Raw genomic sequence first — 15247 nt, 5'->3', positions numbered from 1 at the left:
CCCGGCTGACGCGGGAGGTGCGATGAGGTCGATCGACTACGACACGGAGCAGCACCAGGACTACGCGCAGGGCCGCGCGCTCACCCAGCGGCAACTTGGCGTGTGGATCAGCGCCTTCAGAGCGGTGCTGCCCGAGCGGCGTCCGCTGGTGGGGCTGGACGTCGGCTCGGGGACCGGCCGGTTCACCCCCGCGCTGGCCCAAGCGTTCGGGCCGGTCACCGGTGTCGAGCCGTCGGTCCGCATGCGCGAGGTCGCGCAGACGCGGTCCCAGCATCCCGGTGTGCGATATCTGGCAGGCGCCGCCGAGGACATGCCGGTGCCGTCCGGCAGCGCCGACTACGCTCTCATGTTCCTGTCCTGGCACCACGTCCAGGACAAGCCCCGAGCAGCCCGGGAACTGGCCAGGGTGCTCAGGCCCGGCGGGCGGCTGCTACTGCGCGCGAATTTCAGCGACCACCATCCCCGACCATGGTGGCTGGAGCACTTCCCACGCGGTTACGAGGCGGACGCCGCGCTGTTTCAGCCGCTGCACGAGGCCATCGCGACGTTCACCTCGGTCGGCTGGCGCGTTGCTGGTTTCGGCACGGTCACCGAGCCGCCCTCGGGCACCCGCGCCGACATGCTCGAACGGCTGCGCCTGCGCACCCTCTCGTTCTTCGCGCAGCTCGGTCCCGACGAACTGGACGCCGGCTTCCGCCGGCTGGAGCAGGCTGTCGCCGCAGACCCCGACGCGCCAGCGCCGGTGTTCGCGGAGCCGCTGCTCACCCTCGAACTGCCAGTTTCAGGCGATCTGGCCTCCGGTTCCGTCGACCGACTCGCGAGTCGCCGGGGTGGCACGGCGTGACAACTCGTCCCGGGAAGAAACGACGGGCGCCGTACCCCCGGTGGGGTGCGGCGCCCGTCGTACGGTGCGGTGTGGGTCAGCGCTGGTCGAGGTTCCCGGCGGTGTCCTCCTGGTAGCTGGCGCCACCGTTGGACTCGCTGGTCAGCGGCTTCGCGCCGCCCTCGGGCGGGCCGGCCAGGCTCTGGCCGGCGGCCAGCTCCGGGAACTTCGCGTCGAACGCCGGGCGCTCGGAGCGGATCCGCGGCATCCGGTCGAAGTTGCGCAGCGGGGGCGGCGAGCTGGTCGCCCACTCCAGCGAGTTGCCGTGACCCCACGGGTCGTCGACCTCGACCACCGGGCCGGTCTTGTACGACTTCCAGCAGTTCCAGATGAACGGCAGGGTCGAGATGCCGGTGATGAACGCGCCGATCGTGGAGATCGTGTTCAGCGTGGTGAAGCCGTCGCTGGGCAGGTAGTCGGCGTACCGGCGGGGCATGCCCTCGGCGCCGAGCCAGTGCTGCACCAGGAAGGTGGTGTGGAAGCCGATCATCGTCAGCCAGAAGTGGATCTTGCCCAGCCGCTCGTCGAGCATCCGGCCGAACATCTTCGGGAACCAGAAGTAGATCCCGGAGAAGACGGCGAACACGATCGTGCCGAAGAGCACGTAGTGGAAGTGCGCCACCACGAAGTACGAGTCGTGCACCTGGAAGTCGAGCGGCGGGCTGGCCAGCAGCACACCGGTCAGGCCGCCGAAGAGGAACGTCACCAGGAAGCCGACCGCGAACAGCATCGGCGTCTCGAAGGTGATCTGGCCCCGCCACATGGTGCCGAGCCAGTTGAAGAACTTCATACCGGTCGGGACGGCGATCAGGTAGCTCAGGAAGCTGAAGAACGGCAGCAGCACCTGGCCGGTGGAGAACATGTGGTGCGCCCACACGCTCATCGACAGGGCAGCGATGGAGATGGTCGCGGCGACCAGACCCTTGTACCCGAAGATCGGCTTGCGGGAGAAGACCGGGATGACCTCGGAGATGATGCCGAAGAACGGCAACGCGATGATGTAGACCTCGGGGTGCCCGAAGAACCAGAACAGGTGCTGCCAGAGCATCGGCCCGCCGGTGGCCGGGTCGTACACGTGTGAGCCGAGCAGCCGGTCCGAGGCGAGCGCGAAGAGCGCGGCGGCCAGCAGCGGGAAGATCAGGATCGCCAGCAGGCTGGTGACCAGCATGTTCCAGGTGAAGATCGGCATCCGGAACATGGTCATGCCGGGCGCGCGCAGGGTCAGGATCGTGGTGATCAGGTTCACCGCGCCGAGGATCGTGCCCAGACCGGAGATGGCCAGGCCGACGACCCACATGTTGGCGCCGATGCCCGGCGAGTGCTCGACCGAGCTCAGCGGGGTGTACGCCGTCCAGCCGAAGTCCGCCGCGCCGGTCGGGGTGAGGAAGCCGCCGGTCGCCATCAGGCCGCCGAACAGGTAGAGCCAGTAGGCGAAGGCGTTCAGTCGCGGGAACGACACGTCCGGGGCGCCGATCTGGAGCGGCACCACATAGTTCGCGAAGGCGAACACGACCGGCGTCGCGAAGAACAGCAGCATGATCGTGCCGTGCATCGTGAACAGCTGGTTGTACTGCTCCGGCGACAGGAACTGCAGCCCGGGGCGAGCCAGCTCGGCCCGCATGATCAGCGCCATCAGGCCGCCGACCATGAAGAACACGAACGCGGTGATCATGTACATGATCCCGATCTGCTTCGCGTCCGTGGTGCGCAGCAGCCGCGAGAAGGCCGACCCCTTGACCGGCTCTCGTACCGGCCAGGGCCGGGTCACGACCGGCTTGGGTGCGACGGTGGTCACGAGTGGCCTCCGGTTCTGGGTTGTGCCGCTCGGCACGCGTGGTTATCTACGAGCCGTCATCCGGAGGAAGGATAGTCCCCGGCAGGTGGGGGTGCCGCGTGGGGTGGGCGGCTACGATGACCGCCCCGCGGCGAGCCCTCAGAGCGGGTCGACCAACAACCGGTAGTGCTCGCCGAAGATCCGCGCGCCGCGCCCGCGCAGCAGCGGGTCGCGCAGCGCCGGCGGGACGTCGCGGGTGCGGTTGCGGTCCCTGGTCCGGTCCCGCACCCACCGGGTACGCGGACGACGGCGACTCTCGTACGCCATCAGGGCCGCCTCGACGGTGTCGGCCCCCTTCAGCGAGTCGGCCAGCACCACGGCGTCCTCCAGCGCCATGGCCGCCCCCTGGGACAGGGTCGGGGCGGTGGCGTGGGCGGCGTCGCCGACGAGCAGCACCCGCCCCCGGGACCAGCGCCCCAGCTCGACCTCCTCGGTGGTGCCGACGTGCACCCGTTCCAGCACCTCCAGCACCTCCGGCACCGGCCCGCCGTACCCGCCGAACAGCTCGCGGAGCCGGGCCTGCGGGTCGGCCGGCGGCACCGTGCCCGCCTCGTCGGCGTAACAGTAGAGCCGCCCGGCACCGAGCGGCACGACGAGGAAGCCGGCCCGTTGGCCGAGCAGCGCGGTCCACTCGTCGACCCGGGGGCCGCCCCGGACCACGGCCCGGTAGACCACCTGACCCGCCGGCCGGGACGGCCCGCCCAGCGCGGCCAGGGAGCGCACCGCCGAGCGCGGGCCGTCCGCGCCGACCACCAGGTCGTACTCGGCGGCGGTGCCGTCGGCGAAGGTGACGCCGACGGCAGCGGGCAGCAGCTCGATCCCGCACACCTCGGCCCCGTGCCGGACCGCGCCGCCGGCCCCGGTGAGCAGCACCCGGTACAGCTCGGACCAGGGCAGCGCCCGGCACTCGCCGACGTCGGCCCAGAGGGCGTCCAGGTCGACCTCGCACAGCGGGGCGCCGGAGGCGTCGAGGAAGCGCTGCCGGTGGACGACCTGCCCGAGCGGGCGCACCGGGCCGTCGAGGTCCAGCCGGCGCAGCGCCCGCGCCGCATTGCCGGGCAGGTAGAGGCCGGTGTCGACGAGTTCCGACGGGGGCAGCTTCTCGGTGACGTCGGGCCGGAAACCCGCCATCCGCAGCGCTCGGGCCACAGCCAGACCGGCGATGCCCGCGCCGACGACGAGAATGCGCAGGGGAGAGCCACCCATCGTGGTGTACGCCTCCGGAGGGGAGTTCGGCACGCGCTGGAGGCAAGACACTACTCGGTGCGATCGGGGCACGCCAGGGCCGTTCGTCCGGGGCGGGTCACCTCCCCCGACGGGACCGTGTCGATCACCGGAGGGGCCCGGCGCCCGGCCGGCCAGGCGCCCGCCGGGGCGTGATTCACGCCGACGAATGCGGCCGGGGACGAAAACGAGCCGGTCCCGGTTGCGCAAGGGTTTCAAGCATGTGAATGTGTTTACAGAGCATGGGAGCGCTCCCGCCCCACCTCAGGACCCATCCGACGCCGAAGCCAAGGAGCATCATGAAGCGTCCACTCCGCGCCCTCGCGGCCGCCGGCCTGCTCGCCGCAGGCTCGCTCGTCGCCGTCGCCCTCGGCGGCAGCGCCTCCGCCGACACCCAGATCTGCGAGCAGTACGGCTCGACGGTCGTCGGCGGGAAGTACGTCGTGCAGAACAACCGCTGGGGCACCAGCGCCCAACAGTGCATCAACGCCACCGGCAGCGGGTTCGGCATCACCAGCCAGCAGGGCTCGGCCCCGACCAACGGAGCGCCGGTGTCGTACCCGTCGATCTTCGTGGGTTGCCACTACACCAACTGCTCCCCCGGCACGAACCTGCCGGTCCAGGTGAGCCAGATCAGCAGCGCGCCCAGCAGCATCAGCTACAACTACGTCAGTGGGGCGACCTACAACGCCTCGTACGACATCTGGCTGGACCCGTCGCCGAAGCGGGACGGGGTGAACCAGATGGAGATCATGATCTGGCTCAACCGACAGGGCTCGATCCAGCCGATCGGCTCCCCGGTGGGCAGCGCCACCGTCGCCGGCCGCACCTGGGAGGTCTGGCGGGGCAACAACGGCGGCAACAACGTCATCTCCTACCTGGCCCCGTCGGCGATCCCGTCGATGAACTTCGACGTCCTGGATTTCATCAACGACACGCGCAACCGGGGGGCGATCACCAGCTCCTGGTACCTGACCAGCATCCAGGCCGGCTTCGAGCCGTGGCAGGGCGGCGCGGGGCTGGCGGTCAACTCGTTCTCGCAGTCGGTGAACACCGGTGGCACCCCGCCCACCACCCCGCCTCCGACCACGCCCCCGGCCGGGGGCGGCTGCGCGGTGAAGTACACGCCGAACTCGTGGAACAACGGGTTCACCGCCGACGTGCAGATCACCAACACCGGCTCGTCGACGGTCAACGGCTGGACGCTGGCGTACAGCCTGCCGACCGGGCAGCAGATCACCGGCTCGTGGAACGCCACCGTGACCCAGAGCGGGTCGGCGGTGACCGCCCGGAACATCGGCCACAACGGGACGCTCACCCCGGGCGGCACCGCCAGCTTCGGCTACCAGGGGACGCTGAACGGCACGTACTCCTCGCCGACCAGCTTCACGCTCAACGGCCAGACCTGCACGCGGCGCTGACGCCGAACGTGCGTGGAGGGATGGGCCGGTGCGGCCTCCACCCCTCCACGCACCCGGCTACCTGTCGAATGGTGGCCGGATCACTGCCGCTTCCCGGATCAGTTCGGCGTAGTCCGAGGAAGTGACCTCGTCTGACCGGGACAGCCTGACGGCAGCCTCGGTCAGGAACTCGACGACGTTGTCGAGTTCGACCTGGAGTGGGCTGCCACCGGCCGGGACGGGCTCGTGCCAGACGTCGTAGCCACGCGCGTTGAGCGACGCGACCATCGGCTCCACGGCGAACTCGATCCAGACGTCGCGAAACTCCTCAGCCGAAAGCGACGACGCGACCAAGGCCGCGTCGATGCACGTGAGGGCGTCCTGCGCGTACGTGCTCCACGGCGAGTCCAGTTCGTGGCCGTTGGGGCCGGAGGCGAGCAACCGGTCACGAAGATCGCCGTAGTCGGCTTGCTCGGCCGGAGGACGGGCTTCTTCCACTCCACCCGCAATCAAGTCTCAGCTTTCGGGGAAAGCGACGGGTGTCAGTAGTCCTCACAGAGCGTGTGTGTCGACCGAATACATCTATAGTCGACAGCCATCATGATCCGGTAGCGACCGATCGCCGCCAGCCTTTCGTACAACGACTCCACCTGATCGAGGGCAGGATGCCCGAGGAAACCGATTTCCAGCGTGTACGGATGGGTTTTGAACGGCTCCAGGTCCGCCGGGTCAAAGGTGAGCCACACCCGCCACAAACTGTTCGCACCGCCGTACATTTCCTCGCCCGAGCCCTCCCGATTCAGGTCGAAGCCGAGAACCTGGCCCAACTGGCGGGCCAACTCGTCGAGCCGAGGCACCGGCCCGTCCAGCACACCGAGCATCAATTCCGCTTCCACCCGCGCCCCTTCACCGTCAACAGGTGTACCAGTCCGGCCCACCACAGTCGACGTCATTTCGATCCTGAGGACAGGCGAGACCGAGGCCCTGGCCAAAGTGCCGCCGATCTCGCGGGACCGCTCCCCCCGGTCACGGCCGACCCGCCGAGGGCGGGCGCACCTGCGCGCAACTTCACGGAAAGAGTGGTTATCCCGGCCGGGATGACCACTCTTTCCGTGAAAGAGCGGGCGAGCGAACGCTTGGATCCTCACGTCGACGTCCATGCCGGCGCTGTCGACACTGCTTTCCGGAAGGGCGTGTGTGGATTCGTTGATCGTGTCCGTCGAGGCGGGGCCGGCGGCAGGAGGCCCGACGCGACGATGGCGACACCGGCGGGGCTCAGGTGCCCAGGGCGTCGATGTCGCGCATCTCCTCGGCGGTCAGCGAGAACCCCCAGATATCGGCGTTGGCCCTGATCCGTTCCGGCGTGACCGACTTCGGGATCACCACGGTCTCGTGGTCGATGTGCCAGCGCAGCACCACCTGGGCCGGCGACACGTCGTGCGCGGCGGCGATCCGGGTCAGCACCGGGTCCGCCAGGTCGCTGGACTTGAACGGGCTGTACCCCTCCAGCACCACACCCCGGTCCCGGTGTTCCAGGTGCCGCTGCCGGTCGTACAGCGACGGGCTCCACCGGATCTGGTTGACCGCCGGGTTCTCCTCGGTGGCCTGGATCAGCTCGTCGATCTGCGCCGTGCTGTAGTTGCTCACCCCGACCGCCCGGGTCAGGTTCTCGTCCCGGGCGGCGAGCAGCTCCCGCCACATCGGGATGCTGTCGCCCGGCGTGGACGGCGGCCAGTGGATCAGCCAGAGGTCGACGTGGTCGGTGCCGAGCGCGCGGAGACTCGCCTCGATCGTCTCCCGCTCCCGCCCCACCCGGTCCGGCGGCAGCTTCGTGGTGATGAAGATGTCCTCCCGGCGCAGCCCGCTCTCCCGGACCGCCCGGCCCACCTCCTCCTCGTTGCCGTACATGGTGGCGGTGTCGAGGTGCCGGTAACCGGCGTCGAGGGCGGCGAGCACGGCGTCGCACCCGGCCTGGCCCGTGGCCTGCCAGGTGCCGAAGCCGAGCAGCGGCATCCGCACATCGCCGGGGAGCAGTGCGGTGGGCTCGTCGAGGCTGTCCATGGCGGCTGTTCTACCCACGATCCCACCGACCATGCCCAACCCGGGCAGCACGCCCGCGACCGGTCGCGCGCGGCCCGCTCAGGCCGCCGCCGGGTCGGTGAGCCGCCAGGCGGCGTTGATCAAGCCGATGTGGGACAGCGCCTGCGGGAAGTTGCCCAGCTGGGCCCCCGTGCGCGGGTCGATCTGCTCGGCGAACAGCCCCACGTCGTTGGCGTGCCCGAGGACCCGCTCGAACAGCCGCCGGGCCCGCTCCGGCTCACCGGCCAGCACCAGGCACTCCACCAGCCAGAACGAGCAGAGCAGGAAGCCGGCCGGGTCGGTGTTCCAGCGCCGCACCAGCCCGTCGTCGGTGCCCAGCTCGCGTTCGACCACCGCGATGGTGGCGCGCATCCGCGGGTCGGACGCCTCCAGGAAGTGCACCACCGGCAGGAAGAGGGCCGAGGCGTCCAGCTCCGTCGAGCCGAAGGCCCCGGTGTACGCGCCGACCCGGTCGTTCCAGCCCTCGCGGAGCACGGTCGCGCGGATCTCGTCCCGGATCGCCGCCCAGCGGCGGGGGTCGGCCCGGTCGCCGAGCTGCGGGGCCAGCACGACCGCCCGGTCCAGCGCCGTCCAGCACAGCACCTTGGACGACAGGTAGTGCCGGTCGGTGTCCCGGGTCTCCCACATCCCCCGGTCGGGCAGCCGCCAGGTCGCGGCGACCTGCTCGGCGAGCCCCACCACCATCTCCCGCAGCTCTTCCGCGAACGGTTCGCCGAGTTGCTCGCGCAGCCGCCAGACCGCCGAGATGACCTCGCCCGGCACGTCGAGCTGGCGCTGCCGCCAGGCGTCGTTGCCGACCCGGACCGGTCGGCTGTCGGCGTACCCGCGCAGGTGGGTGCAGTCCTGCTCGGAGAGGTCCCGCTCCCCCTCCAGCCCGAACAGCACGGGCACCGGCGTCCCGCCGACCCGGCCGATCGAGCGGGCCGCCCAGGCGAAGAGCCGGGAGGCCTCGGTCGGGCAGGCGGCCACCCAGAGGGCGTTCATGGTCATCGAGAAGTCGCGCAGCCAGGAGAAGCGGTAGTCGTAGTTGCGGTCGCCGCCGATCCGCTCCGGCAACGACGTGGTGAGGGCCGCGGCGACCGCGCCGCTGCGGGCGTACGTCAGACCGGTGAGGACGGTCGCGCCGTGCCGCACCTGCGGGGCGTACGCGCCGTCGTAGCGGTGCGTCTCCCGGAACCCCTCCCAGGCCAGCACCGTCTCGGCGAGCGCGACGACCGGGTCCAGCCGGGCCGGCCGATCGCGGTAGGCCGGCGCGTACGCCAGGTCGAAGCCGAAGCGCTGCCCGGCGGCGACCTCGAACTCCTGCCGGACCCGGTCCTGGTCGGCGCGCAGGGCCGGCCCGGTGCCGCGCAGCACGAGCGTGACCGGCCCGGCGGCGGCCAGCACACCCCCGTCGTCCTGCTCGTGCAGGTACGGGGTGAGCAGGCCGTACTCGGGGCGCGGAACGAACTCCAGGCCCATCCGGACCCGGCCGGTGAGCCCCTCGACCACCCGCAGCAGCACGGCCGGGGAGCCCATCCCCACCTCGTGGCCACGCGCGCCGATCTGGGCGGAGAGTGCGTCGGTGACCGCGACGCTGCCGGAGGGTGTGTGGTGGACCGTGCGTAGCACCAGCGTGTCCGGCCGGTACGCCCGTTCCACCCGGGCCGGCGCGAGCGGCGCGAGCCGCCAGTGCCCGCCCCGCGGATCCAGCAGCCGGCCGAAGACCGAGGCGCCGTCGAACCGGTCCGGGCACCACCAGTCGACCGAGCCGTCCCGGCCGACCAGCGCGCCGGAGCGGCAGTCGGACAGAAACCCGTAGTCGGAGATCGGCGGTTGGTCCACCCGCGCCGGGTACCCGCGCCCGCCCCGATCAGGCCGGCGAGGGCGCGAGGGCCCCCGCCGGCCGGGCCGGGCCGGTCAGGAGGTCGGCGGCTCGTCCTTGCCGGCCGCCTCCGCCGCGTCGGCCTCCTCCTTGGTCCGGTGCACGGCCTGGTCGGCGTGCTCGGGCGGGCCGTAGACGGTGTAGAGGACCAGCGGGTTGGGGCCGGTGTTGACGAAGTTGTGCTTCGTCCCGGCCGGGACGACCACCAGGTCACCCTGGGTGACCTCCTTCTTCTCCCCGCCCACCCGGGCCTCGCCGGTGCCGCTGACGAAGGTGAGGATCTGGTCGGTGCCCTCGTGGACCTCCTCGCCGATCTCGCCGCCCGGCGGGATGGTCATGATCACCAGCTGGGTGTGCTCACCGGTCCACTGCACCCGCCGGAAATCCGGGCTCTTCTCGGCGACGGTCGCGATCGTGAAATGCTCCATGCCGGGCACATACCCGCTGGCGGCGCCCGTCACGCCGGGAACGACAGATGATGGAAATCCTCACTGATCCGGGGTTTGGGCCCGCCCGCACCGGGCATCGAGAGCATCAGCCGGCGCAACCGGGCCGGTCGAGCCAAGTCCCCGCTGGCGTACCGCCGTACGGCTGCGGTGGTGGGAGACGGCCGGAGCGCGGCGACGTTACGACCCCCGGGTCGCGGCGGCGCCGTGCGCCCGTGTCCGGGCCCGACACCCGACCGGCCCCCGCCACCGGACGTGACGGGGACCGGATTTCGAGGGGTCAGGACGAGACGGTCAGGTGGAACGACCGGTCCGCGGGCACCCCCGCCGAGGTGAAGGTCTGGACGAAGACCCCGTTGGGCACGCCGGCGCGGCCGACCACCGCGATCTCGCCACTGGGCGAGCTGCCGACGCTGCCGGTCAGGCCGATCGTCCCGACGAACGCCGACTGGGACACGTCGTGGGCGAAGACGACCTGGTAGATGCCGACGCCGAGTCGGGCGGCGGAGGCGGCCCCGAAGCCACGGACCAGCACCCCGGTGGACTCGATCACCGCCCAGAAGAGCTGCGCGGTGGGTGGCATCCCGGCGACGGTCGCGGGGACGAGTTGAGCACTGGCCTCGGTGCGGTCGCTGGCGCTCGCGGCGGGCTGATCGGCGGGCTGCTTGGCGGCGGTGGACATGGTGGCTCCTTGACTGCCGCCTGCGAGGGGCGACGAGCTAGAGGGGTGAAAGGGAGATAAATACCGATCAGATGCCACTTGCCGGTTCAATCTGATCAATACCCTTTATAAGGCAAACGCTAATCGCTGCCGCCCATCCAGAGCCAGCGCAGGAGCTGTCCAATCATGGACTCTCGGCTATGTGATCAGGCCATCGAGCTGCGCATACGTCGCCACAGCCGTCGCGTGGCGGCCGGGCGAGCAGGGTCAGCCGTCGCGGTGCAGCCAGGCGAGCAGGTCCGGCGGGGCGAGGGCGGCGGTTCGTGCCCGGTACCGGGCCAGCGTCGCCGCGTCGAGCAGTTCCCGGCCCTGCCCGGAGCGCCCGCGCCGGAAGAAGGCAGACCGGTCTTTGAGCACGCCCGCCGGGTCGGGGACGAGCCGGTCGGCCCGCTGGCGCATCCGGTCGAAGGTGGCGGCCTCGACCAGCTCCGGCCAGCGCGGCGCGGGCACCTCGATGCCGAACCGGCCGGCCAGCGCGCGCATCTGCCCGGCCAGGTCAGCCACCAGGTCGTCGTAGTGCACCAGAACCACGTTGGGCCGGTCCCGGCGGGCCCAGGCGTCGCCGAGATGCCACATCACCCCCTGGAGGGAGTCCATCTCCTCGCGCGGGTCGACCTCCCGGTCCACCCAGCGCCCCAGCGCCTCCACCAACGGGGTACGCGGGGCGGGCGGCCCCTGCGGTGCCGGCTGGCCGGTCAGCTCCGCCATCCGCTCCCGGTCGAGGTTGCCGCTCTGGTGCCAGAGGGAGACCGCCATGTCCAGCGGGTGCCGGGCCACCACGACGTAGTGTGCCCGGTCGTCCAGCGGGATCCCGTCGAGCGGGGTGTGGGTCTTGACGAACCGGCGGTGCGGCTGGGCGGCGAGCCGGGCGTACACCTCGTCGCGGGGCTCGACCAGCCAGTCCAACCAGGGCGACAGCTCCGGCAGCGGCGCCGGCAGGTCGGGCGTGCCGAACACCAGCAGGGCGCAGATCATCTGCATCCAGGTGGTGCCGTTCTTGGACCGGGTGCTGATGACGATGTCGCCGTCGCGAAAGGGGAAACCGCGCCACCGGGCGCTGTCCTCGTCGGGCGAGCGGTAGCGGATGGGGGTGCCGGACATCCCGGGGATGATAGCGGCCGACGCACGCGCGTGCTCGCATTTGGCGGAATCCCTGTGACGAGCGCTCATGTGTCGCTACATTGAACTATGGTGCCCGCGCAGTGGGACCGAGCGGCGGAGCCGGTCTACCGCCCCGTCCTCGCCGGTCGACGGGGCGCGTTGGAGGCGCTCCGACACCTCGACGGCGCCACGGCCGCCCTGCTCGCCCCCGTGCTCGTCGTGTCCACGACGGACCCTTCCCTTTCGGACAGTTTCACCCGGCTGCCGCCGGGGCTGCTGCCGGCGGTCGACGTGACCGCACTGCCCGACGGGGCGGGGGGCGAGCTGGCCCGCTGGGGCGTACCGCTGGTCCCGGTGGCCGGTCTCGCGGAGAGCGACGCACGGCTGACGGCCCACGGCCTGGCGGCCCGGGCGTACGCCGGCCGGCTGGTGGTGCGGCTGCGGGCGGGCCTCGACCGGTCGGGCCCGGACGCGACGACGGCCGCCGTGGAGCGGATCTGGCGGCTCACCCGGCTGGCCCCGGAACAGTGCGAACTCCTCGTGGACGCCGGGGACGTCTGCTGCCCGGCCGACGTCCGGTCGGCTGAGCCGCGGGTCCGCCGGCTGGTGGACTGGGCCCGGCGGCACGCCTGGCAGGCGGTGACCGTGGCTGCCGGCGGGGTGCCTCCGACGCTGTCCGGGCTTCCCGCCGACGAGCCGGTACGCCTGGACCGCTGGGACTGGCTGCTCTGGCGGCGGCTGGCCGACCTCGGCGTCGGGTACGGCGACTACGGGGTCGACTGCGCGGTGCCCGGGGCGGACGCCGCCGGGGACCGGCTGCCCACCGTCCGCTACACGACCGACGGGGCGTGGTGGGTGTACCGCTGGTCGCGACGGGGCGGCCGGGGCGACGAGCGGGTGGCGGACCTGTGCCGGACGCTGGTGTCGGCACCGCACTGGCCGGCGGGCGGGGCGGGCTTCTCCTGGGGCGACCACGAGATCCTGCGTCGGTCCCGGGGCATGGCCGGGGCCGGGTCGACGACGAACTGGGCGGCTTGGAGCACCTCACACCACCTGGCGCGGGTGCTGTTCGACCTGGGCCGACCGGACGGGGCGCGGCCGGTGGACGACCGGCGGCCCGGGACGCGGCCCGGCGGGGAGGACCGCGCGTGGTCGGGTGGCGAGCGCCGGACCGGCGGGTGGCGCGGCGGCCCGGAGCGTGGCCGCCCCGGCCGACCGTACCGGGGCGGCGAGGCCGGACGGGCCGACTGAGTCGCGGCCGCCACTCCTCGCGGGTGAAGCCCGAGCGGCAACTCCCCCTTGTCGGTGAAGCCGGAACGGCAACTTTCCCTTGTCGGTGAAGCCGGAACGGCTACTCCTTGTCGGTGAAGCCGAACTGGACGACCCCCTCGTCGTCGATGCTGGCGTCGACCGAGGTGTCGCTGAGCAGCTCGGCGGCGTCGGGGTCGAGGAAGATCCGGGCCCCCTCGGTGTCCACCACCTGGTCGCCCTGCGCCGGCTCGGGCACCAACTCGATGGTGAGCGAGCCGGCGTCGGCATCGGCAGCGATCCGTAGGCCGCCGTCCTGGGCGACGTCCTCCTGGGCGGCGAGGTCGCGGATCACGAGCACGGCGTTGTCGGTCATGGTCAGCATGGTGGGCTCCTCGTGGATTGTTCCGGATCGCGGTCGGCGCAGGCCGGGCTCGACCCGCAGGCGAGCACGCGGGGGAGCTGGGCGACGAAAAGCCCGTCGCCATACGAAACGGGGCAGGTCGCACGCCCCTCCCTGCCTACGTTGCCTCCTGTCGGGGCATCCGTCAAATAGACCGTGCTCGACCGACACCTCGCAGCAAAACCGCCTTCCAGCTGCCCCGATACTCCCTACGCTGGGCCCATGGGCGACGAGAGGCGGCATGTGGCCGAGTTGCCCGGCGGCCCGCTGCCGGCCTGCCGGGACGGCACGGCGCGAACCCCCGACCTGCCCGGTTTGGCATTAACCTTCACCCGATGGGGTTTCCCGGCAGAAAACTGCATGGCAGCATCAGCGCATGCATCGTCGTCTCTTCCCCCGGGCGCTCGCGCTGGCGGCGCTGGTCGCCGTCGCGGCCACGGCCGGCGCCCCCACCGCCACCGCCGAGGCGCCCACCCCCGCCCGGACGCGCCTCACCGCGACCATCGACACGATCCTGGCCGACTCCCGGCTCGCCGGCGCACAGGCCGGGGTGGTCGTGGTGGACACCGCGACGGGCGAGACCCTCTACGACCGCAACGGTGACCGCCGGCTGGTACCGGCCTCCAACACCAAGCTGTTGACCTCGACGGCGGCGCTGGCACTGCTCGGCCCGGGCCACCGGTTCAGCACGACGGTGAGCACGGACGGGCGGCGGCGGGCCGGGCTGGTCTCCGGGAATCTCTACCTACGCGGCGGCGGCGACCCCACCATGCTCGCCGCCGACTACGACGACCTGGCCACCCAGGTCGCCGCGACCGGCGTGCGGGTGGTGACCGGGGACCTGGTCGCCGACGACACCCGCTACGACGACGCCCGGCTGGGCTCGGACTGGACCTCGGACGACGAGCCCTACTACTACGGCGCACAGGTCTCCGCGCTGACCGTCGCCCCCGACACGGACTACGACGCGGGCACCGCGATCGTGCACGCCACGCCGGCCACCACGGCCGGTGGGAAGCCGGCGGTCACCATGACCCCGCCGAACGGGTACCTGCGGATCGACAACCGCGCCGAGACCGTGGCCACCGGGGAGACCACCCTCTCCTTCGAACGCGCGCACGGGAGCAACACCGTCGTCGTCACCGGCCAGATCGCCGTGGGCGCGGACCCGGCCAGCGAGTGGGTGACCGTCTGGGAGCCGACCGGGTACGCCGCCGACGTGTTCCGCGCCGCCCTGCGCCGGCACGGCGTCCGGGTGCTCGGCCGGACGGTGCCCGGGCGGGCCACCCCGGCCGACGCCACCCCGGTCGCCCGGCACGACTCGATGGCCCTGGCCGAACTGATGGTGCCGTTCCTCAAGCTGTCCAACAACGGCCACGCCGAGGTGCTGACCAAGGAGATCGGCCGCATCCTCTCCGGCTCCGGGACCTGGCCGGCCGGGCTCACCGCGATCAGCGAGTACGTCGCCGACACCGGGATGAACACCGGGGCGCTGCGCCAGCGGGACGGCTCCGGGCTGTCCCGGCGGAACATGATCCCGCCGGCCCAGTTCGCCGCCCTGCTCGCCACGGTCCGCACCGAGCCGTGGTTCGACGCCTGGTACGCCGCGCTGCCGGTCGCCGGCAACGCCGACCGTTCCGTGGGCGGCACCCTGCGCAGCCGGATGCGCGGCACCGCTGCGGCGGACAACGTGCACGCCAAGACCGGCAGCCTGACCGGCGCGTCCAGCCTCTCCGGCTACGTCACCGACGCCGACGGGCATCTGCTGGCCTTCTCCGTCGTGCTGAACAACTACCTCGCCTCGTCGGTGAAGGGGCTGGAGGACCAGATCGCGATCACGCTGGCGTCGTACACCGAGAGGGATCCGGGGGCGGCGCGGCAGGCGCCGCCGGCCGCGCCCGACACGCCACGGACCGCCGAGGGCCGGGAGTGCTCCTGGGTGAAGCCGATCACCTGTTGACCGACCCGGGCCCCTTCCAGGTGCGAAGGAAGGGGCCCGGGCCGCTGGCCACGAGGTGCGCCA

At 71.9% G+C, this 15247-nt stretch carries 14 protein-coding genes; 4 read left to right on the top strand and 10 right to left on the bottom strand.

All coding sequences use genetic code 11. The annotated features are described in order from the left end of the window. Nucleotides 1–22: 22 nt before the first annotated feature. The gene (locus GVV04_RS12025; protein WP_161687562.1) at nt 23–844 is read left to right on the top strand and encodes a class I SAM-dependent methyltransferase; all 822 of its coding nucleotides are present in this window, start codon (nt 23–25) and stop codon (nt 842–844) included. A gap of 76 nt (nt 845–920) precedes the next feature. Here the strand turns inward: GVV04_RS12025 and ctaD are convergent, their stop codons facing one another. Together ctaD and GVV04_RS12015 are read right to left on the bottom strand one after the other, a co-directional pair. Continuing rightward, entirely contained in the window at nt 921–2678 is a 1758-nt protein-coding gene (ctaD, locus tag GVV04_RS12020; RefSeq protein WP_161687560.1) for an aa3-type cytochrome oxidase subunit I, read from the bottom strand. 138 nt (nt 2679–2816) lie between these two features. Further along, the gene (locus GVV04_RS12015; protein WP_161688379.1) at nt 2817–3923 is read right to left on the bottom strand and encodes an FAD-dependent monooxygenase; all 1107 of its coding nucleotides are present in this window, start codon (nt 3921–3923) and stop codon (nt 2817–2819) included. 317 nt (nt 3924–4240) lie between these two features. Between GVV04_RS12015 and GVV04_RS12010 the strand changes: the two genes are divergently transcribed. Beyond that, nucleotides 4241–5362 carry a GH12 family glycosyl hydrolase domain-containing protein gene (locus tag GVV04_RS12010; RefSeq protein ID WP_161687558.1) on the top strand — a complete coding sequence of 374 codons (1122 nt, stop codon included), beginning with the start codon at nt 4241–4243 and terminating at the stop codon, nt 5360–5362. A 57-nt stretch (nt 5363–5419) separates the two neighbouring features. Here GVV04_RS12010 and GVV04_RS12005 read toward each other — a convergent pair whose 3' ends face one another. The 7 genes from GVV04_RS12005 to GVV04_RS11975 all read right to left on the bottom strand — a co-directional run bounded on the left by GVV04_RS12005 (nt 5420) and on the right by GVV04_RS11975 (nt 11573). Further along, nucleotides 5420–5839: a hypothetical protein gene (locus tag GVV04_RS12005; RefSeq protein ID WP_161687556.1), complete on the bottom strand. Its 420-nt coding sequence runs from the start codon at nt 5837–5839 to the stop codon at nt 5420–5422. 44 nt (nt 5840–5883) lie between these two features. Further along, a complete protein-coding gene (locus GVV04_RS12000; protein ID WP_161687554.1) occupies nt 5884–6237 on the bottom strand; it encodes a hypothetical protein in 354 nt (117 codons plus the stop codon). Between the two features lie 379 nt (nt 6238–6616). Beyond that, on the bottom strand, nt 6617–7402 hold the full coding sequence (locus GVV04_RS11995; protein WP_161687552.1) for an aldo/keto reductase: 786 nt from the start codon (nt 7400–7402) through the stop codon (nt 6617–6619). A 78-nt stretch (nt 7403–7480) separates the two neighbouring features. Continuing rightward, complete coding sequence (locus GVV04_RS11990) at nt 7481–9265, bottom strand: glycoside hydrolase family 15 protein (protein WP_161687550.1); 1785 nt, start codon at nt 9263–9265, stop codon at nt 7481–7483. 75 nt (nt 9266–9340) lie between these two features. After that, the gene (locus GVV04_RS11985) at nt 9341–9733 is read right to left on the bottom strand and encodes a cupin domain-containing protein (RefSeq protein WP_161687548.1); all 393 of its coding nucleotides are present in this window, start codon (nt 9731–9733) and stop codon (nt 9341–9343) included. Between the two features lie 298 nt (nt 9734–10031). Then, nucleotides 10032–10433, bottom strand: coding sequence for a hypothetical protein (locus tag GVV04_RS11980; protein WP_161687546.1), 402 nt, complete (start codon nt 10431–10433; stop codon nt 10032–10034). Between the two features lie 246 nt (nt 10434–10679). Continuing rightward, nucleotides 10680–11573, bottom strand: a complete 894-nt coding sequence (locus GVV04_RS11975; RefSeq protein ID WP_161687544.1) for a sulfotransferase domain-containing protein — start codon at nt 11571–11573, stop codon at nt 10680–10682. 87 nt (nt 11574–11660) lie between these two features. Between GVV04_RS11975 and GVV04_RS11970 the strand changes: the two genes are divergently transcribed. After that, the gene (locus GVV04_RS11970; protein ID WP_161687542.1) at nt 11661–12824 is read left to right on the top strand and encodes a beta family protein; all 1164 of its coding nucleotides are present in this window, start codon (nt 11661–11663) and stop codon (nt 12822–12824) included. Nucleotides 12825–12924: 100 nt separating this feature from the next. On the opposite strand, the gene GVV04_RS11965 is transcribed toward GVV04_RS11970, so the two are convergent. Further along, entirely contained in the window at nt 12925–13206 is a 282-nt protein-coding gene (locus GVV04_RS11965; RefSeq protein WP_161687540.1) for a HesB/IscA family protein, read from the bottom strand. A gap of 394 nt (nt 13207–13600) precedes the next feature. Between GVV04_RS11965 and dacB the strand changes: the two genes are divergently transcribed. Next, a complete protein-coding gene (dacB, locus tag GVV04_RS11960; RefSeq protein ID WP_161687538.1) occupies nt 13601–15184 on the top strand; it encodes a D-alanyl-D-alanine carboxypeptidase/D-alanyl-D-alanine endopeptidase in 1584 nt (527 codons plus the stop codon). Nucleotides 15185–15247 lie beyond the last annotated feature (63 nt).

This window comes from Micromonospora rubida (assembly GCF_009908295.1).
Classification (GTDB): Bacteria; Actinomycetota; Actinomycetes; order Mycobacteriales; family Micromonosporaceae; genus Micromonospora; species Micromonospora rubida.
Note: the sequence above shows the minus strand (reverse complement) of the source record. Positions and strands in the feature narration are given on the sequence as shown.